This is a genomic window from Stenotrophomonas terrae, from assembly GCF_039674165.1.
GTDB classification, from domain to species: Bacteria; Pseudomonadota; Gammaproteobacteria; order Xanthomonadales; family Xanthomonadaceae; genus Stenotrophomonas; species Stenotrophomonas terrae_A.
The window spans coordinates 1-19,152 of the sequence record NZ_JBDJMY010000046.1 but is presented as its reverse complement, the minus strand read 5'-3'; the positions used below and the strand labels follow the sequence as shown (position 1 = coordinate 19,152).

Genomic DNA, 19,152 nt, shown 5'->3' with positions numbered 1-19,152 from the left:
GCCTTCGGCGAAAGGGAGGGAGCAAGGCTTGACCCCCTCCCTTTGGCGTAGCCAAGGGGAGGGCTGGGGAGGGGTAAGTTCGTCGCAGCAATGTGCGAAGAACAGAAGCTCAGCGCTCAGCCTCCAACGCCAACTCCGCCCGCTCATCCGCTTCGGCCTGCACCAGTCTTAGGAACAGCTGCGCCAAGGTCACCACGTCCTGGTGATTGTGTTCACCGACACGGCGCAGATTGCGCGCGCTGCCACCGCGCAGGTAACCCAGCCAAGCTGCAGGCGCTTCCGAACCGGGAAGGTCATCCTCGCGCGCGATCAACAGCAGTTGCCGTTCGATGGTTGCCAGGCGGCAGTTTTCCCAGGTGCCGCGATAACGACGGCGGGTGGGGAACAGCAGATCTACATGATCCAACGCCGTGATCGGATCGCCACGCCGCGCCAGCCGATAACGCGTCTTCAACAACGGCGCGTCATAGCAGCGGCCGTTATAGCTGGACAGCACCGTGCTCGGCGCCAACCAGCTGGCAAACAGGTCCAGCATCGCGCTCTCGGCGCCCATCGTCGACATCAACAGCTGGCGCACGCGCAGGCCTTCACCGCGCGCTGCATCGTGATGCCAATCGGCGGCGCCGATCATGAACGCACGGGTGCCGGTGCCGCCGGCCAAGCCGGTGGTCTCGGTATCGAAGAACAATAGATCCTGCGGCGCGACGCTTTCTTCCGGGCGTTTGCTGAAGGCAAGTGACAAGGGCTGAGCGGGAATGGCCTGTGGGATGAAGGCTTCGATCAGATGCAGGCCCGGCGCGATCTCGGTGCCGGGCAGATCACGATCCACCGGCCCGCGTTCGACCGGTGCCGCAGGTGCGATTGCGCGGTTGCGGGTAGCCAACAAACGACGCAACGCAGCGCCATCCTGCGGCTGTGCGGGCTTGTGCTGGATCTGGTCGACCCAGCCAAACACGGAGCCGTCGCGCTGCGGCTCTTGTGGGCGCGGCGTCAGCCGCGAAGCCGACACAGCTTCTGATCCGGGTAGGAGCGGCGTAAGCCGCGAAGCCGGCAAAGCATCCGCAGCCGACGAAGAACCGGACGCATCCGCAGCAACAATTACGGCTGCAGCCTCCACCATCGGTGGCTTCGCGGCTGACGCCGTTCCTACAACAGGGGGGCGCTCGCCAGCTGTTGCAGGAGCCGCCGTCGACAGCCCCGCCTGCTTACGCAGGGCTTTGAGTTTGTCCAGGCTGAGGCTCATGGCAGCAGATCGAGTGCCTCGTCTGCGGCAACGGCCTGTACCTGCTCACAGCGCTCGGCCGATAGCAGCGATAACACCTTCAAGGCCAAGGAGCGCGGTGTCTCACCCTTCTCTTCTTCCTGTGCGGCCAGCACCGGGCCGACACAGGCCGGGCAACCGGCATTGCAGTCGCAGCGCTCCACCAGTTCCAGGGCACGCGTTACCAGCTCGCCCTGACGCAGCCACAGCGGCTCGCTGAGGCCAACGCCACCGGGGAAGTTGTCGTAGAGATACACCGTCGGCACGAAACTCTGCATCAGCTCCACCGCGCCTTCGCCGGCTTCGTTGCCACGCAACTGGCCACGGCCGGTCTGGTCGGCCACCGCAAACCAGGCACCGTCGCCGTTGCCCACCGCCTTCTGCAGATCGCGCGCATCGGCCATCACCGCGACGGTGGCGACGATATGCAGCGCATAGGCCGCGCCGAGGAAACCATCCAGCGCATCCTGCTTCTGCGCGAAACTGCGCAGCAGCGTGGCCTGCGGCAGCTGCCACCAGACCGAGGTGGTGTGCAGTTCCTGGTCGGGCAGGTTGACCGGGCCGTAGCCGATGTTTTCGTGTGTGTAGTAGCGGATCTTCTTGTAGCCGGCCACGCGCCGCACCACATGCACTTCGCCATGGTGCGAATCGCCGCGCCCGGCACCGTTGCCGTCGAAGCGGTCCAGCACCTTGAGCTTGGTGTAGTCGATGCTGTCGGTGTAATAGTCCACGTGCGTGCGGGTGACGTAAGCCTTGCGGCCGTCCCAGTCCAAACGCTCCACCTGGTACGGCGTGCTCTGCACCATGTGGATGGCGCCTTCGTACAAGGTGAGCGCGGCGGCGGAATAATCCACCTCGGCGATGATCTGCTGCTTGCCGTCGCTGCGGTCCACCACCACGAAGTTGCCGTCGGCCACCGCGCGCAGGCTCACTGCATTGGCGGGGTAACTGTCGGCAATCCACTCCCAGCGGTCGCCTTCCTGGTGCACCACTTCGGTTTCGGCCAGTGCCTGCAGGAACACCAGCGGGTCGATCGGGCCGAACGGTTCGCCGGCCAAGAACGGCAGCTCGAACGCGGCGCAGCGGATGTGATCGAACAGGATCAGCGGCTGGTCCGGCGAAATGCGCGCGTGCTCCGGCGTGGCATTGGCGAAGAAATCCGGATGCCGCACCACGTACTGATCCAGCGGCTGGCTGCTGGCGACCATCACGCCCAGCGCGGCCTGCTGGCGACGACCAGCACGACCGAAGCGCTGCCAGGTGGCGGCAACACTGCCGGGGTAACCATTGAGGATGACCACGTCGAGCGCGCCTATATCCACGCCCAGCTCCAACGCCGAGGTGCTGACGATGCCGTCGATGTTGCCGGCGCGCATCGCCCGTTCCACCTCGCGGCGCTCGGTCGGTAGGTAACCGCCGCGGTAGGCACGGATGCGCGCCGGCTTGCGCGGGTCGTTGTCGAAGATGTCCTTCAGGTACTTGGTCAGCACTTCCACCATCAAGCGCGTCTGCGCGAACACCAGCGTCTTCAGCCCACTCTTGATCGCGATGCGGGCGATGCGGTTGGCCTGCGAACGGGCAGATGCACGCAGGCCCAGATCCGGGTTGATGACCGGCGGGTTCCACAGCAGCACGTGCTTGGGGCCGGTGGGTGCGCCGGATTCGGTGATAGCGTGTACGCGTTCTTCGACCAGCGCCTCGGCGTGCGCATGCGGGTTGCCGATGGTGGCCGAGCACAGGATGAATTGCGGTTGCACACCGTAGAACGCGCAGATGCGCTTGAGCCGGCGCAGCACATTGGTGACATGGCTGCCGAACACGCCGCGATAGGTGTGGATCTCATCGATCACCACATAGCGCAGGTTCTCGAAGAACTGCGCCCACTTGGTGTGATGCGGCAGGATCGCCTGATGCAGCATGTCCGGGTTGCTGACCACGATGTCGCCGTGCAGACGGATCGCCTGGCGCGCATCGCCGGGGGTATCACCGTCGAAGGTGAAGGCTTTCACGCCCAGATCGCCGGCACGGTTCAGCTCCAGCAGCTCGGCCACCTGGTCCTGCGCCAGCGCCTTGGTCGGGAACAGATACAAGGCCTTGGCATTGCTCTGCATCGCCGCGCTCACTACCGGCAGCGTGTAGCACAGCGATTTGCCGGATGCGGTGGGGGTGACGATGGCCACGTGCTCGCCACGCTGGGTAGCGTCCCAAGCCTCCGCCTGGTGCGAGTACAGCTGCTCGATGCCGCGCGCCTTCAGGGCCGCCTTCAGCGCCTCGGGCACGTCATCGGGGATGGGCGCATAGCTGCCTTCGCGGCCCGGAATGGTGAAGCTGCCGGTGACCCGATCCTTGTAACGCCGCGCCAGGCGCTGGCCGAGCAGCGAGCCATCACGCGAAGGCAGGCCATCGGTGGTTGCCAGCGCCCGTTCGCTGGCTTCGGTGCGGGGAGCGAGGGAAAACGCCATGCACGCAACTGCCGATCAAAGATCACTATGGAACCACAAGGGTGTCTCACCCCGTGAGAAACCGATGGACCGCAACGCCGATACTGTCCCGCGTAGATGTGCGCCGTCCGTGCCGCAAGGCTGGAGGCAAGTGGTGCGGCTGCGGTCGATGCCGCGGCGGATGTTCGGCTGAATGGGTTGCAAGGGAAGGCGGGAGTGGATTGTCTTTAGCAGCTGCCGGGGCCGGCGCCGGGAGGCGGTTCCGCTACGCCAGCCGCATTTGTGCCGAGCCCCGCATTGCCGCCGGCGTCTGTGTTCAATACAGCGCTGCGCGGCCATGGCTAGATAGCAGGATCATTTTGCTGGGTAGCATGCATGCACCGTTTCTGCTTCGTCTGGTTGCTGACCATCCTGGCTTGCGTGGCGCCCGCAGGGGCGACAACCGGCGGCCTGGACTATCCGGCCACACCGGTGCAACCGGTCCAGGACCGGGTCGGCGGGCAGCGCCTCAGCGATCCCTACCGCTGGCTGGAACAGGACCCGCGCCAGTCGGCCGCGGTTGCCACCTGGGTGGCAGCGCAGAACGCGACCAGCCGCCGCTTCCTGGATGGCATTGCCGCGCGCGCTGCCATCGTCACGCGCCTGCAGGCGCTGGCGAAGGTGGAGAGCAGGTCATTGCCTCGCCGGGTGGGCAACCGCACGTTCTACAGCGGACGCGCGGCAGGTGATGAGCAGGTCAGCCTGTGGCTAGCCGTTGATGGCCATCCGGCACGGCGTCTGCTCGATCCCCTGCGCTGGGATGCGAAAGGCCGTATCGCGTTGTCGGGCTGGAACATTTCGCCCGATGGCCGCTACCTGGCCTATGGCACCCGCAGTTCGGGATCGGACTGGCGCAGCTGGCAGGTGATGGATATCGCCAGCGAAACGTTGCTGCCCGATCAACTGCGCTGGAACAAGTTCAGCGATGCATTCTGGTCAGCCGATAGCCGCAGCCTGTACTACACCCGCTTCCCGGAACCGGCCATGGGCAGCGAGTTCACCGCCGGCAACCGCGACCAGTATCTGGCCCGGCATGTGCTGGGCACGCCCGCAGCGCAGGACAGCGTGGTCTACGCCCAACCGGAAACACCGGACCATCTGTTCCAGGCCGGCCTGTCCGGCAATGGGCGTTGGCTGGTGATCAACAGCGGCTATACCGGCGGCGGTGCCTTTGTCGGCATCCGCGCGCTGCCCGGTGGCCCGCTGTGGCGGCCGTTCCAGCGCAGCGAACGGGTGGGCGTGAGATACCGCTATGCCGGCGCACGCGATGACCGCCTGTACTTCCAGACCAATGAAGGCGGACGCGGCGACCGCGTAGTGATGGTGCGTGCCGACCAGCCCGAGGCAGCGCCGCAGGAAATATTCGCCAGCGATGGCGGGGTGATCAAACAGGCATTCGTCAGCGACAGCCTGCTGGTGGTGACGCTGCTGCAGGATGCGGCGGACCACGTGCTGCTGGTGGATGCCGACACCGGCAAGCGCGAAGAGGTGCGTTTGCCGGACAAGGGCAGCGTTCATGCAATCACCGTTGCCGATGACCGTACCAGCGTGGATTTCCAGTTCACCTCGTTTGCCAGACCCACCGCGCAATGGCGCTATACGCGGGCCAAACAGGCCTTGTTGCCGATCTGGCAACCGGCGGTGTCGGTGACGCCGCAGGACTATGTCACCGAGCAGCTGCGGTTCCGCGCACGCGATGGCAAGTTGTTGTCGATGTTCGTGGTGCGTCGTGGCGACCTGCAGCCCTCATCACGGACGCCGGTACTGCTGCGTGGCTACGGTGGCTTCGGCCTGAACAGCACGCCATCATTCTCGGCCGAAGACGTGGCGTGGATGGATATGGGCGGCCTGTATGCCTATGTCACCCTGCCCGGCGGCGGCGAATATGGTGAGGCCTGGCACCGGGCCGGCATGCGCGAGCGCAAGCAGGCCGTGTTCGATGCCTATTTCGACGCGGCCGATCAACTGATCGCGCGCGGTTGGACCGCGCCCGGCCGCGTGGTTGCCTCCGGCGCCAGCAACGGCGGCTTGCTGGTGGGTGCGGCGATCACCCAACGCCCGGGGCTGCTGGGTGCAGCGCTGCCGGATGTGGCGGTGCTGGACATGCTGCGCTACCCGCACTTCGGCAATGGCGCCTTGTGGTCGGAAGAATACGGTTCGCCGGACGACCCCAAAATGCTGCCTGTGCTGCTGGCCTATTCGCCGTACCACAACCTGCGCGCCGGCCAGGCCTATCCGCCAACCTTGATCACCACCGCCGACACCGACGACCGGGTAGCGCCGGCGCACAGCTTCAAGTTCGCCGCGCGGCTGCAGTCGGTTGCTGCTGCGGATGTCCCCGTGCTGCTGTCGGTGGTGGAGGGCGCTGGCCATGGCGGCGGTGGCGGCGTATCGCAGGCGGTACAGGCCGGCGCGGACCGGTTGGCGTTTGCCGCCCAGGCGCTGGACATGCCGGCGCCGCCGATCACGAAGTGAATGCGATCACGTTCAGCGCACGCAACAAAATCTGAAGCTTGTATCCGTATCCTGCCTGTTCGGGTAACGGCGAGAGGCGGCAGTGGTGGCAGCACGCGCATGGCAGGGAGCAGTGGTGGCAGGGATGATGCTGGCTGGAACGGCACACGCACAGCAGGCAACGCCTGCCGAGCCTGCGCCTGCGGTGGATCAGGCCGGGACAAGCGCGGTGCCGCCGCAGGACAACGTCACCACCCTGGGCGAGGTGCGTGCCATCAAGCCCGAAGACGACCAGCCGCTGGACCTGTACCGCTTCAAGAACCCGGTGCAGGCCGCGCCCAATCGCTTCAGCAAGAACTGGAGCGAGCCACCCACGCCCGAACAGGTGGGTATGAGCGGCGGTTACGTGATGATGGGCATCGTTTACGGGGTTACCAAGGCCGCGCAGGGCCTGAACAAGCTCACCGGCGGCCCCGACCAGATCCAGTCCGCCATTGCCCGGCCGCCACCGGAACTGTCCGAGGATGAGCGCCAGCGGGCCGCCGAGTACTGCGCCGCCAACGGCTGCACCGCGCCCGAGCGCTGATGGTGGACTGTTCCAGACATGGCGGTTGGCCATGCTGCGGCCCTGTCCAGCCGTGTGGTATCGGCCGGATCCGATTAAAGTAGCGCCCATGGATAACCAACAGATTCCCGGCGGCCTGCTCATTGCCATCGAAGGCATTGATGGCGCCGGCAAGACCACGCTCGCCCATACCTTGGCCCAGCACCTGCGCGCAGCAGGGGCTGTAGTCGTTCTGGGCAAGGAGCCAACCAACGGGCCCTGGGGCACGCGCCTGCGCGCCACCGCCGCCACCGGCCGGTTGAGCCCGGAGCAGGAGGTGGAATACCTGCTGCATGACCGTCGCCAGCATGTGGAAGAGGTGATCGCTCCGGCTTTGGCCCGTGGTGAGGTCGTCATCCTCGACCGCTACTTCCCGTCGATGGTGGCCTACCAGGGCGCCGCCGGGTTGCCGCTGGACCAGATGTTGCAGGCCAATGATTTCGCCCCGCGCCCGAACCTGCTGCTATTGCTCGACCTGCTGCCGGAACAGGGGCTGGAGCGCATCCGCGCCCGTGGCGACAAGCCCAACCACTTCGAGACCGCGCAGAACCTGGAGCGCTGCCGGGTGATCTTCCAGCAGCTGGATCTGCCCAACAAGCAGCTCATCGATGCCAGCCAGAACGAGGCTGAAGTGCTGCGCGCTGCGCATGTGGCGATTGCCGCGGCGCTGGCGCTGCGCGTGGGTGCCGATGGCGCGCAGCTGCTGCAGAACGTGCAGGGTCTGGAGCTGTAGAAGGCTGTTGAATCTGTAGGAGCGGCGTAAGCCGCGAAGCTGACAATGCCTCAGGTGCAGGCAATACATGTCATCTGCTGATGTACGTGCTTCGCGGCTTGCGCCGCTCCTGCAGGCAGATGTTTGAATCCCACCGCGTGTGGGAGCGGCGTAAGCCGCGAGGCTGAGATTGTCCAAGCGCCGCCAGCGTGTGCCATCTGCTGATGTACGTGCTTCGCCGCTGACACCGCTCCCACAAACAACGAGAGCCTCCGGCTTGTCGCTCTTGGTATCCCATAAGCACATGACTTCTTCGCCTCAACGCCCACGTGCCAAGCCCGCCACTGCATCGGCACAACCGCTGCTGCATCCGCGCAATCGCCATCAGGGCCGCTATGACCTGGTGCGGCTAGTTGCGGTGAATCCGGCTTTGCGTGCGCACCTGATCCGCACGCCGGCCGGCACTGAAAGCATCGATTTCAGCAATCCGGCAGCCGTGCGCGAGCTCAACCGCGCGCTGCTGGCCAGTGACTACGGCATTCAGCATTGGGATATCCCCGATGGCTATCTGTGCCCGCCAGTACCGGGCCGGGTGGACTATCTGCACGGCTTGGCCGATCTGCTGGCTGCAGACAACAACGGGGTGATTCCTCGCGGCCAGGGCGTGCGCGCGCTGGACATTGGTGTTGGCGCCAACTGCATCTATCCGTTGCTGGGGCAGGCCGAATACGGCTGGCGTTTCCTCGGCAGCGATATCGATGCGGATGCGCTGCAGGCCGCCAATGCCAATGTGCAGGCCAATGGGCTGGATCATTTGATCGAACTGCGCCTGCAGCCTGCGCGCGGCAATCTGTTCGCCGGCCTGCTGCAGGCCGATGAGCGTTTCGAGCTGACGATGTGCAACCCGCCCTTCCACGCCTCGGCCAAGGAAGCGGCGCAGGGCAGCCAACGCAAGCTGCGCAATCTGGGTGGCGCGCAGGCACGCACCAGCAAGGCACCGGCGCTCAACTTCGGTGGTCAGGCCAACGAGCTGTGGTGCACCGGCGGCGAGGCCTCTTTCCTGCGGCGGATGATCCGCGAGAGCGTGGATATCCAGCAGCAGGTGTTGTGGTTCAGTTCGCTGGTTGCCAAGAGCGAACACCTGGCCGATTTCCACAAACAGCTGGGCAAGGTCGGCGCCGCCGAGGTACGCGAAGTGGCGATGGCACAGGGCAACAAGCAGAGCCGCTTTGTTGCCTGGAGTTTCCACTCAAGCGCAGAGCGCAAGACTTGGATGCAGCAAGCGCAGGCTTGAACCAGTGCACCGACAAGCACCGTAGCCCGGGTAAGCGCAGCGCACCCGGAGCTGTCAGCTGGCCGGCCGGAAAGAACTTCTGATCGCCGCTTCCCGGGTGCGCTGTGCTTAACCGGGCTAAGGTGAATCAGGCCGACACGCCGGCCAACACCGCGTACATCACCACGAAGGTGACCAGGAACAGATAGATGCCGCCGATGAAGGTATAGCGCAGCAGTGTCAGTATCGGGTTGCCGCCGTAGACGCGCTGCTGCATCCAGAACAGATACACCGGCACCGCAAACCACAGCAGCACGTACAGCCAGACGCAGATCGAACTGAGCACGGCATTGCCGATCGTGCTGCTGATGCCGGCAATGAGGAAGGTGGTCAGCAGCACCAGCATAAGCCAGCAATGGCTGTACAGCGCCACCACCAGGTGTTCCAGGTAACCCATCGATCGCCCTACATAGGCGATGCGCAACACCAGCGCGAAGATCGGCATCAGGAAGAACAGCGCACCAGGCAGGGCGGTGAGGATGGCCTGCACGTACAGATCCGTCTTGCTGCCCATGCGGTCGACATTGGCTTGGCCATTGGCCAGACGGTGGTTAAGCCAGTTGCTGACGAACGTCGGCCAGCCATCGAGCACGATGGGGTTGGTTTCCGGGTCCCAGGGCTTGCCGTTGACCGGGATGTTGATGAAGGTGCCCCTCTGGCCGGAAGCGGCGCGCGCGGCGGCGCGGTTGGCGCGTGCTTCCGCCGAGGGGCTGGCGGCCACGGGCTGCACGTGGGCTTCGATCTCGGCCGTGCGCTGGGCCGCCGACGCATTGATTGCAGCGGTGGCCATGGCAAAGCCGGCGGCTGCGGCGGGATTGCTCGTTTGCTGCTGTTCCAGCTGCGCCATCTGCGCGGCACGCAGCGTTTCCACTTCGGCCACGGTCTGCGCCTTGGCATAGGCCGGGTCGGCGTTGCCACCAGTGCCGAAGTCATCGGCATGCAGGGTCAGCTTGCCGACGAAGAAGGTGAAAATGGTGAGGATCACAAACAGCCGCAGCGGCTGCACATAGCCCACGCGCTGGCCTTTGAGGAAGTTGACCGTCACCCGGCCAGGCACCAGTAGGTCGCGCAGGGTGCGGAAAATGCGCCCGTCCAGATGCCAGAACGATTCGAATACCTCCTCGACCGCGTGCCCGAAATTCTTCAGCGGGTTATGCGCCGACTGCCCGCAGCCATGGCAGTAATGGCCATGCAGCGGCGTGCGGCAGTTCTCGCAGCTGCCATGGTCTGAAGCGGAGGGCACGACATCGGTCTGGCTCATGGGTGGGCGCGGCGGGCTGCAGGCAGAAGCCGCATACGATAACGGGCTTTGCCGAGTCTGTTCAGTGGCAGGTGCTAAAAACAATTAGCGAAGTAGAGCCCCTCTCCCGCCTGCGGGGGAGGGGTTGGGGTGGGGGGAAGCTCCTGGCAAGCAGACCCCAATCACCCACCCGCTACCCTCAACCGCCCCGAACCTTCCGATGCCACAAGGCATTGACGATCACCCAGCGCCCATCAAACCGGCCCATCTGCAGATGATCGATGAACCACGGGCTCTCCAACCGCACCGTCGCGATATCGGCATCCACCTGCAGCACCGTCACCGTACGCTGCCACTGCTCACGCGGCGTCTTCAATGCGCCGTCACGGGTGAAGCGGATCAACTCATCCGAGCTCATCCGCCCCAGGCCCAGGGTTTCATTGGGATTGGCAACTACATTCCTCTTGGCCAGATCCGGATGCAGCGCCCGCGTCACCCGCGCCACATCGCCTTCCAGCTGGCCGTCCATATAGTCGTAAGCCGTCGCCTCGATGGCCTGCAGCGTGGCCGCATCCGGCGGCGCCGCGATCGCGTTGCCAGCAAGGCAGAGCATTCCCACAACAAACACGCGTAGTGCAGTGGACCGCATGGCTGGCTCCTGAGGGTGATGGTTGGGGAATCGTGGCAGTTACTGGCGGGGATGCAATGGGCTGGAGGTCATCAAGATTTCGGCGAACATAAAATGCTGGCCTCTCCAATCCGCCCGGCCCGAACGCACAGCCTTCGGTGGTTCATCAGGCCGCGCGCCAGTGGCGCGCACGCAGGCCTTCGTCACCCCTGCGCGCTGCGCAAGGGAAGGGGCGAATAGTTGCGCTGCCTTGCTCCTCCCCTTTGGCGGAGCCAAGGGGGAGGTTGGGAGGGGGTGTTTTTGCGTCCCCGTATTTGATCTGCCCAATACCGTCGCAATAAAGCAAAACGCCACGCATTGCGTGGCGTTCTGCTTTCAACAACTGCAGCAATCGATCAGGGCATCACAGGCGGCGTATAGGTCAGCGTCGCGCCCAGTGCCCACAACAACAGCAGTACCAGCGGTGTGTGCACCAGCAGCTGCACGAAGGTGAAGCCGATCAGGTCGCGTGCCTTCAGGCCGAGCACGCCGAGCAGCGGCAGCATGTAGAACGGGTTGATCAGGTTGGGCAGGGCTTCTGCAGCGTTGTAGATCTGCACCGACCAGCCCAGGTGGTAATGCAGGTCATTGGCCACCTGCATCACGTACGGGGCCTCGATGATCCACTTGCCACCGCCGGACGGGATGAAGAAGCCCAGCACCGCCGAGTAGCTGCCCATCAGCAGCGCATAGGTGTCGTGGCTGGCGATCTGGGTGAAGAAGGTGGAGATGATGTGGGCCACGCTATGGCCTTCGCTGCCGTTGACCGTGGTCATGATGGCGGCGATGGAGCCGTACAGCGGGAACTGGATCAGCACGCCGGTGGTGGACGGCACTGCGCGTGATACGGCATCAAGGAAGCTGCGCGGGCGCCAGTGCAGCAGCGCGCCGGCCATCAGGAACAGCAGGTTGTAGGTGTTCAAGCCAGAGATCGCCTGGATGGCCGGCTTGGTGCTGAATTCGTGGATCAACCAGCCTGCGGCCAGTGCCACCAGCAGCAGGATCAGCAAGGGGCTGTGTTCCAACCATTCGCCGGGGCGGGTGGGCTTGGTTTTGGCCGGTGCCGCATCGGTGGTGACGTCCACGCCGCAGTCAGCGGCATCCTTTGCGGAGTTGGCGGCCGGCGCGGTGACATAGGAAATCACCAGCGACACCAGCACCAGTGCGGCCAGCAATACGCCGGATTGCCACAGGAAGATGGTTTCGGTGAACGGAATGACGCCGGTGATCGACAGGATCGACGGCGGCAGGCTGGCCGGGTTGGCCTGCAGCTGCGCGGCCGACGAGGACAGGCCCAGCGCCCATACCGCGCCCAGGCCGAGATAGGCGGCAGCACCGGCGGCGCGGTAATCCATCTTCAGCTCGCTGCGGCGTGCCAGGGCGCGCACCAGCAGGCCGGCGAAGACCAGACTCAGGCCCCAGTTCAGCAGTGAGGCGGTCATCGACACGATGGCCACCAGGGCAACGGCGGTGCGGCCGTTGTTGGGCACACGCGCCAAACGGTCGATCAGGTGCGAGGCGGGGCCGGACGAGGCCACCACATAGCCGCCGATCACCACGAAGGCCATCTGCATGGTGAAGGGGATCAGGCTCCAGAAGCCGTCACCGAAGGCCTTGGCGGTTTCGGTAGGCGCGGCGCCGATGGACAGTGCGGCCAGCGACACGGCGGCCAGGGCGAGGGCGGCAAACACCCAGGAGTCGGGGAACCAGCGCTCGGCAAAGTTCGCGCAGCGGATGGCGAAGCGCGCCGAGGCGGTGTCTTGGGTGGTGGATTGCATGGGCTACTACCGTGTGGAAACAACCGGGGGACGGTAGCGCGGCAAGGGCGATGCGCGGAACTGGACCTTCGGATAGTGCCTGCGTATTCATGCAAAAAACGGCGCCTGCGGGCAGGCGGCGTCTTGTTGCAAGTTGCGGGCTTACTTTCCGGCCATGAGCTTGGTGTAGCCGGTGATCAGGTTGCGGTAGTCGGGGATGTGGTTGGAGAACAGCGCGCCCAGGCCTTCCACGTCATTGCGCCAGTCGCGGTGCAGCTCGCAGGCCACGCCGAACCAGGTCATCAGCTGCGCGCCGGCCTGTTCCATGCGGCTCCAGGCGGCCTGCTGGGTCATGCTGTTGAAGGTGCCCGAGGCATCGGCGACGACAAACACTTCGAAGTCCTCGGCCAGCGCCGACAGCGTCGGGAACGCTACGCAGACTTCGGTGACCACGCCGGCAATCAGCAGCTGCTTCTTGCCAGTGGCCTTGACCGCCTTGACGAAGTCTTCGTTGTCCCAGGCATTGATCTGGCCGGGGCGGGCGATATACGGCGCATCCGGGAACAGTGCTTTCAGCTCCGGCACCAAGGGGCCGTTCGGGCCATCTTCGAAGCTGGTGGTGAGCAGGGTGGGCAGCTTGAAGTACTTGGCGATGTCGGCCAGCGCCAGCACGTTGTTCTTGAACTTGTCCGGGTCGATATCGCGGACCAGCGACAGCAGGCCGGTCTGGTGATCGACCAGCAGTACGGCGACGTTGTCCTTGTCGAGGCGGGTGTAAGGCTTGCTCATGGGAGGCTCCTGATTCTCCTTCCCCCTCCGGGGGAAGGTGCCCCGAAGGGGCGGATGAGGGTGCGATTGCAATGCATCGTTGAACGTTGAAATGCACGGGTTGTTAGCGAGTGCTGGCTTCGTTTGCCCTCACCCCAACCCCTCTCCCGAGGGAGAGGGGCTTGAAGCGTTACGCCGCCATCTGACCGAAGCGGCCGGAGTTGAAGTCATCCATCGCCTGACGGATTTCTTCCTGCGTGTTCATCACGAACGGGCCGTAGCCGGCGATGGGCTCATCGATAGGCTCGCCGGCCAGCACCAGCACGGTGGCGTCGGCATTTGCCTCCATTTCCACCTCACCGGCAGCGCGGTCGAACAGCACCCGCTGGCCTTCGCGGACAAGCTGGCTGCCGTTGAACTGCACGGTGCCGTGCAGCACCACCATCGCCACGGTGTGGCCCTGCGCGAACTGCAGGGTGGTGTGCTTGTCACGCGACAGGTGCAGGTCCCACACGTCCATCGGCGTATGCGTGCGGGCCGGGCCGCGTTGGCCGCCGAACTCACCGGCAATCACCCGCACCGTGCCGGCGTCATCGGCCAGCGGCACCACCGGAATGTCGGCATTGCCGATGTTCTGGTAGCCCGGCGCGGCCATCTTGTCCTTGGCCGGCAGGTTGACCCACAACTGCACCATCTCCAGCTTGCCGCCGCGCTGGGTGAACGCCTCGGAATGGAACTCCTCGTGCAGGATGCCGGAGGCAGCGGTCATCCACTGCACGTCGCCCGGGCCGATCTCGCCACCGGCGCCGGTGGAGTCGCGGTGCGCCACTTCGCCGTCATAGACGATGGTGACGGTCTCGAAGCCACGGTGCGGGTGCTGGCCCACGCCGCGCGGGGTGTCGGTGGGGCTGAATTCGGCCGGGCCGGCATGGTCCAGCAGCAGGAACGGACTGAGCTGGCGGCCATGGGTGTTGTACGAAAACAACGAACGGACCGGGAAGCCATCACCTACCCAATGCGGGCGGGGGGCGCTGTACAGGCCACTGATCTTCTTCATCTGTCTGCTCCTTGGGCGGCGCGGGGAGTGCGCCAGCGCTGGAGTAAAGATAGATTTGGGACGATCATGCCGGTAGTCGGCAAAAAGTGGTCTCATAGTCCTATTTGGTGAACGCTGGAGCCGGCATGCAGGACCTGAACGACCTGTACTACTACGCCAAGGTGGTCGAGCACGGCGGTTTTGCCCCGGCCGGGCGCGCGCTGGGCGAGCCCAAGTCCAAGCTCAGCCGGCGCATCGCGCTGCTGGAAGAACGCCTGGGCGTGCGGCTGATCCAGCGTTCCACCCGCCACTTCTCGGTTACCGAGGTCGGCCAGACCTTCTACGCCCACTGCCGGGCCATGCTGGTCGAAGCCGAGGCCGCCGCCGAGTCGATCGAGGTAACCCGCTCGCAGCCGCGCGGCGTGGTGCGGGTCAGCTGCCCGACCATGCTGCTGGATTTCCGGGTGGCAGCGATGGTGGCTGATTTCATGGCGCACTGCCCGGATGTGGAAGTGCACCTGGACGCCACCAATCGCCGCGTCGATGTCATTGCCGAAGGCTTCGACGTCGCCATCCGCGTGCGCCCGCCGCCGCTGGAAGACAGCGAGCTGGTGCTGAAGGTGCTGGCCGAGCGCACCCAGTGCCTGGTGGCGGCACCCTCGCTGCTGGACACGCATGGCCACGCGCACGGCCCGGCCGATCTGCATCAATTGCCCAGCGTTGCGCTGGGCGTGCCGCAGGGCGAGCATGCCTGGCGCCTGATCGGCCCTGACGGCGCCATTGCCGAAGTGCCGCATCATCCCCGCTTGATAACCCGCGGCATGCTGGCGTTGCGGGCCGCAGCGTTGGCGGGCGTGGGCGTGGCGCAGTTGCCAACGATGATCGTGCGCGATGCGCTGCAGGCTGGGCAGCTGGTCAATGTGGCCCCGGGATGGGCACCGCCGAAGGAGATCATCCACGCGGTGTTCCCGTCACGGCGTGGCCTGCTGCCGTCGGTGCGTTTGTTCATCGATCACCTGGCCGCATCGTTCGCGGCGCTGGATGAGTGCTGAGCGGCAAGTTGTTGATGGTCACGGAAATTGAACGCCGGCTTGGCAAGACTATGCAATTCGCACAAAGGGAGTTGCTGCATGCGTGTTGCTGTCGTGTCACTGGCCTGTGCCACCGTTCTGGTCGCTGCCTGCGGGCGTGGGCCATCCCCCGATAAAACCGTTGTCGCAACGCCTGAATCAGCCGCTGCGGCAGCCCCGGCAGCAGCACCCGCCGGCACCGAAGTGCTCACCGCAGGCAGCATCGAATTCCCGGTGATACCGACCATCATGGTGCCCAGCATCATCGGCAGTGGCCCGGCGCAGAAGCGCCTGGAGTTGTCGATGCAATCGCTGATCGATCCGCTGGCCGGCATCAGCGTGCGTCCGGCCAACTGCGCCACCGACGGTGGCCTGGTCAATGAAAGCGGCTTCACCAATGTCGATGCGCAGGGCAACCTGGAGCGCGTAGGCGGGCATGGCGTATTCAATATCGGCGCCGATGGCAGCGGTCAGGCGGTCACCGGCGACGGCGTGGTGGAAGTGAAGCCCGATGGCAGCGGGAGCGTCGTCAACGATGCCGGCACCTTCGAAGTGAATGCGGATGGCTCCGGTACCTATGTGGGCAGCCACGGCAATATCGAACTGGATGGCAAGGGCGCCGGCAGTTGGGTGGGTGGCTTTGGCACCATCGAGAACCACGGCGATGGTTCGGGCAGCTGGGTGGGCGGCGAGGGCAGCATCGAGATCAATGCCGATGGTTCGGGCAAATGGATTGGCGGCCCGGAGGGCATCGTTGAAAACCGTGGCGACGGAACCGGCACCATCGGTGCGGTGCCGCGCGAAGTGAAGATGGCGCCGTTGCCGCCCTTGCCGCCAGCCGGCAAGTTCCCGCTGCTGGACAAGTTCAAGCCCTCCGGGGCGCCGTGCGGTTACGTCATCATCCTCAATGACAAGGTCTTGTTCGATTTCGACAAGGACGTCATCCGTCCCGACGCCGGCAAGGTGCTGGATGTGCTGGCGACGGCGCTGGGCAAGGTGCCTTCCAGCGCGATGGAGATCCGCGGCCATACCGACGCCAAGGGCAGTGACGACTACAACCAGAACCTGTCCGAACGCCGCGCACAGGCGGTGCTGGCAGCGTTGCGCGAGCGCGGCAGCGCTACCGATGCCAGCGCGCACGGTTATGGCGAATCGCAACCGGTTGCACCGAATGAGGTTGATGGTAAAGACAACCCAGGCGGCCGGCAGTTGAATCGCCGCGTGGAGATATTTGTCCGCACGTAAATCCAGGCTTTGTTTGTGGGAGCGGCGTAAGCCGCGAAGCCACTGTTGCTGTGTAGGAGCGGCATAAGCCGCGAAGCCCCTGTTCCCTCCGAAGCAGCAGCCAGCCAGATCCACATCGAGGCGACGCGGATCACCAGCAATGCCGAACCCACAGGCATTGCAGGCTTCGCGGTTTACACCGCTCCCACAACAACCAGAACCCGCAAAGCCAAAACCCGCACAGATGACCAACGGCCCGTGTCATGCCCTGCAGGCTTGTCGCATCATGGCCCTCTCAGATAAGCGAGAGGTTGCTGATGCATGTGTTCCGTCCTGCAGTACTGGGGGTGGCCCTGATGGCCGCCATGGGTTTGGCCTGTGCGTCGCCGCAGGTGGCTGACGTGGATGCTCGCGGAGTGACGATCAGCGAAGCCGCGTACCCGGGCACCATCCGCCTGGAGGTCGACGCCACCGACCTGGGCCAGCGTGTGTTCAAGGTGCGGCAGACGGTGCCGGTACAACCGGGCCTGCAGCGCTTCCATTACCCGGCCTGGTTGCCGGGCAGCCATTCGCCCACCGGTCAGATCGAGAAACTGGCCGGCCTGGTGATCAATGCCAACGGCCAGCGCCTGCAGTGGCTGCGTGACCCGCTCGATGTCTACACCTTCAACGTGCAGGTGCCCGAGGGCGTGAGCGAACTGCGCATGGACTTCCAGTTCCTCAGCCCCACCGATTCGGCGCAGGGCCGCACGGTGATGACGCCGAACATGCTCAACCTGCAGTGGAACGCGATGCTGCTGTACCCGGCCGGCCACGCCGCGCATGCCATCACCTACCAGGCCAGTGCGCGCTACCCGCAGGGCTGGGACGCGGCCAGCGCGTTGACCGTGGCCAGCCGCACTGGAGACACCGTCAACTACGCGCCGACCAATCTCGAAATCCTGGTCGACTCGCCGGTCTTCGCCGGCCGCTACCACCGCATGTTCGAGCTGGCCCCAGCCGGCACCCGCCCGGTGCGCCTGAATGTGTTTGCCGACCGCGCCAAGGACCTGGAAGCCAAGCCCGAGCACATTGAACAACACCGCGCGCTGGTCACCCAGGCACGCAAGCTGTTTGGTGCCGAGCATTACGACCACTACGATTTCCTGTTCGCGGTGACCAACCAGCTTGGCGGTATCGGCCTGGAACACCAGCGCTCCAGCGAGAACAGCGAAGACCGTGACTACTTCAGTGGCTGGGATGCGAAGATCGGCAGCAGCGATCTGCTCGGCCACGAATACACCCATTCCTGGGATGGCAAGTACCGCCGCCCGGCCGACCTGGCCACGCCGAACTACAACGTGCCGATGCAGGGCAGCCTGCTGTGGGTATACGAAGGCCAGACCCAGTACTGGGGCAATGTGCTGACCGCCCGCGCCGGCATCCGCCCGCAGGAAGCCTCGCGCGATGCCCTGGCGATGGTGGCGGCCACCTATGCCGATAACCGCCCCGGTCTGGAGTGGCGCTCGCTCGGCGACACCACCAACGACCCGGTGATCGCCCGTCGCAAGCCCAAGCCCTATCGCGGCTACCAGATGAGCGAGGACTACTACCAGGGCGGGCAGATGCTGTGGCTGGAAGCGGATGTGCGCCTGCGCACGCTCAGCGGCGGCAAGCGCAGCCTGGACGATTTCGCCAAAGCCTTCTTCGGCCAGAACGACGGCCAATGGGAACGTCCTGACACGTATACCTTCGAAGATGTCGCCGCGACCCTGGAGCAGGTGCAGCCCACCGGCGACTGGTCGAAGTTCCTGGGGGAGCGTGTGGATCATCGCGCCGGCCTGGTTGGCGGAATCGAGGCCGCGGGTTGGAAGCTGGTCTACAAGGACAAGCCCAGCGCCTACTTCAAGGCAATGATGAAGGGCCGTGGCGCCAACTTCATCTATTCGCTGGGCGTGTCGCTGAGCCCGGCCGGTTACGTCAATGAAGTGCGTTGGGACAGCGCCGCGTTCAACGCCGGCGTTGGCACCGGCATGCAGGTGCTGGCAGTGAATGATCTGCAGTACAGCGCCGACGAACTGGAAGAAGCGGTACGCGCGGCCAAGGACAGCAAGCAGCCGGTACGCCTGCTGGTCAAGGAAATGGATGTCTATCGCACGCTGAGCATCGACTACCACGATGGCCTGCGTTACCCAACGCTGGAACGCATCGAAGGCAAGGCCGACTACCTGACCCCGATCTTCACCGCCCGCAAATAAAGCACCTCATGCGCCCCTTGCGGGGCATCCCCGCCTTCGCGGGGACGGCCCTTCTCCCGCAAGCGGGAGAAGGGCTAAAGCAGAGCCAAGCGATACCTGTAGTGCCGAGCCATGCTCGGCAGAGGCTTTACCGCAAAACCAAAAGCCCCCCTCATCCGCCCCTGCGGGGCACCTTCTCCCGCTTGCGGGAGAAGGGACAAAGCCAAAAGCCAAAAGCCAAAAGCCAAAAGCCAAAAGCCAAAAGCCAAAAGCCAAAAGCCAAAAGCCAAAAGCCAAAAGCCAAAAGCCAAAAGCCAAAAGCCAAAAGCC

Annotated in this window: 13 protein-coding genes and 1 pseudogene; 7 read left to right on the top strand and 7 right to left on the bottom strand. The window is 64.8% G+C overall.

What is annotated here, in order from left to right; genetic code table 11:
* Positions 1–109: 109 nt before the first annotated feature.
* Positions 110–1,246: pseudogene (locus tag ABE493_RS16220) on the bottom strand (ribonuclease H-like domain-containing protein); the annotation flags it as partial.
* A complete protein-coding gene (locus ABE493_RS16215) occupies positions 1,240–3,723 on the bottom strand; it encodes a DEAD/DEAH box helicase (protein WP_346499914.1) in 2,484 nt (827 codons plus the stop codon). The pseudogene ABE493_RS16220 and the gene ABE493_RS16215, both read right to left, overlap by 7 nt.
* Positions 3,724–4,077: 354 nt before the next feature.
* On the opposite strand from ABE493_RS16215, the gene ABE493_RS16210 reads away from it, so the two are divergent.
* The 4 genes from ABE493_RS16210 (at position 4,078) to rlmF (ending at position 8,805) form a co-directional block, all read left to right on the top strand.
* Positions 4,078–6,216: a prolyl oligopeptidase family serine peptidase gene (locus ABE493_RS16210; RefSeq protein WP_346499913.1), complete on the top strand. Its 2,139-nt coding sequence runs from the start codon at positions 4,078–4,080 to the stop codon at positions 6,214–6,216.
* A gap of 124 nt (positions 6,217–6,340) precedes the next feature.
* Positions 6,341–6,781: a hypothetical protein gene (locus ABE493_RS16205; protein ID WP_346499912.1), complete on the top strand. Its 441-nt coding sequence runs from the start codon at positions 6,341–6,343 to the stop codon at positions 6,779–6,781.
* Between the two features lie 88 nt (positions 6,782–6,869).
* Positions 6,870–7,532, top strand: a complete 663-nt coding sequence (tmk, locus tag ABE493_RS16200; RefSeq protein ID WP_346499911.1) for a dTMP kinase — start codon at positions 6,870–6,872, stop codon at positions 7,530–7,532.
* Positions 7,533–7,815: 283 nt separating this feature from the next.
* Positions 7,816–8,805: a 23S rRNA (adenine(1618)-N(6))-methyltransferase RlmF gene (rlmF, locus tag ABE493_RS16195; protein ID WP_346499910.1), complete on the top strand. Its 990-nt coding sequence runs from the start codon at positions 7,816–7,818 to the stop codon at positions 8,803–8,805.
* Positions 8,806–8,932: 127 nt separating this feature from the next.
* Here the strand turns inward: rlmF and ABE493_RS16190 are convergent, their stop codons facing one another.
* From ABE493_RS16190 to ABE493_RS16170, 5 genes are all read right to left on the bottom strand, one after another.
* Positions 8,933–10,105, bottom strand: coding sequence for a DUF3667 domain-containing protein (locus tag ABE493_RS16190; protein WP_346499909.1), 1,173 nt, complete (start codon positions 10,103–10,105; stop codon positions 8,933–8,935).
* A 178-nt stretch (positions 10,106–10,283) separates the two neighbouring features.
* Entirely contained in the window at positions 10,284–10,733 is a 450-nt protein-coding gene (locus tag ABE493_RS16185) for a nuclear transport factor 2 family protein (protein WP_430980801.1), read from the bottom strand.
* A gap of 374 nt (positions 10,734–11,107) precedes the next feature.
* Complete coding sequence (locus tag ABE493_RS16180) at positions 11,108–12,529, bottom strand: short-chain fatty acid transporter (protein WP_346499908.1); 1,422 nt, start codon at positions 12,527–12,529, stop codon at positions 11,108–11,110.
* A 141-nt stretch (positions 12,530–12,670) separates the two neighbouring features.
* Positions 12,671–13,297: an isochorismate family cysteine hydrolase YcaC gene (gene ycaC / locus ABE493_RS16175; RefSeq protein WP_346499907.1), complete on the bottom strand. Its 627-nt coding sequence runs from the start codon at positions 13,295–13,297 to the stop codon at positions 12,671–12,673.
* A 169-nt stretch (positions 13,298–13,466) separates the two neighbouring features.
* Entirely contained in the window at positions 13,467–14,333 is an 867-nt protein-coding gene (locus tag ABE493_RS16170) for a pirin family protein (protein ID WP_346499906.1), read from the bottom strand.
* A gap of 125 nt (positions 14,334–14,458) precedes the next feature.
* Here ABE493_RS16170 and ABE493_RS16165 point away from each other — a divergent pair, with 125 nt between their 5' ends.
* The 3 genes from ABE493_RS16165 to ABE493_RS16155 all read left to right on the top strand — a co-directional run bounded on the left by ABE493_RS16165 (position 14,459) and on the right by ABE493_RS16155 (position 18,843).
* Positions 14,459–15,364, top strand: coding sequence for a LysR family transcriptional regulator (locus tag ABE493_RS16165; RefSeq protein WP_346499905.1), 906 nt, complete (start codon positions 14,459–14,461; stop codon positions 15,362–15,364).
* 78 nt (positions 15,365–15,442) lie between these two features.
* Positions 15,443–16,627 carry an OmpA family protein gene (locus ABE493_RS16160; RefSeq protein ID WP_346499904.1) on the top strand — a complete coding sequence of 395 codons (1,185 nt, stop codon included), beginning with the start codon at positions 15,443–15,445 and terminating at the stop codon, positions 16,625–16,627.
* 302 nt (positions 16,628–16,929) lie between these two features.
* Complete coding sequence (locus ABE493_RS16155; protein WP_346499925.1) at positions 16,930–18,843, top strand: M61 family metallopeptidase; 1,914 nt, start codon at positions 16,930–16,932, stop codon at positions 18,841–18,843.
* Positions 18,844–19,152 lie beyond the last annotated feature (309 nt).

Coding starts and splice junctions, on each gene's coding strand:
- ABE493_RS16165 (WP_346499905.1), top strand. CDS start 14,459: ATGCAGGACCTGAACGACCTGTACTACTACGCCAAGGTGGTCGAGCAC.
- ABE493_RS16215 (WP_346499914.1), bottom strand. CDS start 3,723: ATGGCGTTTTCCCTCGCTCCCCGCACCGAAGCCAGCGAACGGGCGCTG.
- ABE493_RS16170 (WP_346499906.1), bottom strand. CDS start 14,333: ATGAAGAAGATCAGTGGCCTGTACAGCGCCCCCCGCCCGCATTGGGTA.
- ycaC (WP_346499907.1), bottom strand. CDS start 13,297: ATGAGCAAGCCTTACACCCGCCTCGACAAGGACAACGTCGCCGTACTG.
- ABE493_RS16190 (WP_346499909.1), bottom strand. CDS start 10,105: ATGAGCCAGACCGATGTCGTGCCCTCCGCTTCAGACCATGGCAGCTGC.
- rlmF (WP_346499910.1), top strand. CDS start 7,816: ATGACTTCTTCGCCTCAACGCCCACGTGCCAAGCCCGCCACTGCATCG.
- ABE493_RS16180 (WP_346499908.1), bottom strand. CDS start 12,529: ATGCAATCCACCACCCAAGACACCGCCTCGGCGCGCTTCGCCATCCGC.
- tmk (WP_346499911.1), top strand. CDS start 6,870: ATGGATAACCAACAGATTCCCGGCGGCCTGCTCATTGCCATCGAAGGC.
- ABE493_RS16160 (WP_346499904.1), top strand. CDS start 15,443: ATGCGTGTTGCTGTCGTGTCACTGGCCTGTGCCACCGTTCTGGTCGCT.
- ABE493_RS16205 (WP_346499912.1), top strand. CDS start 6,341: ATGATGCTGGCTGGAACGGCACACGCACAGCAGGCAACGCCTGCCGAG.
- ABE493_RS16210 (WP_346499913.1), top strand. CDS start 4,078: ATGCACCGTTTCTGCTTCGTCTGGTTGCTGACCATCCTGGCTTGCGTG.
- ABE493_RS16185 (WP_430980801.1), bottom strand. CDS start 10,733: ATGCGGTCCACTGCACTACGCGTGTTTGTTGTGGGAATGCTCTGCCTT.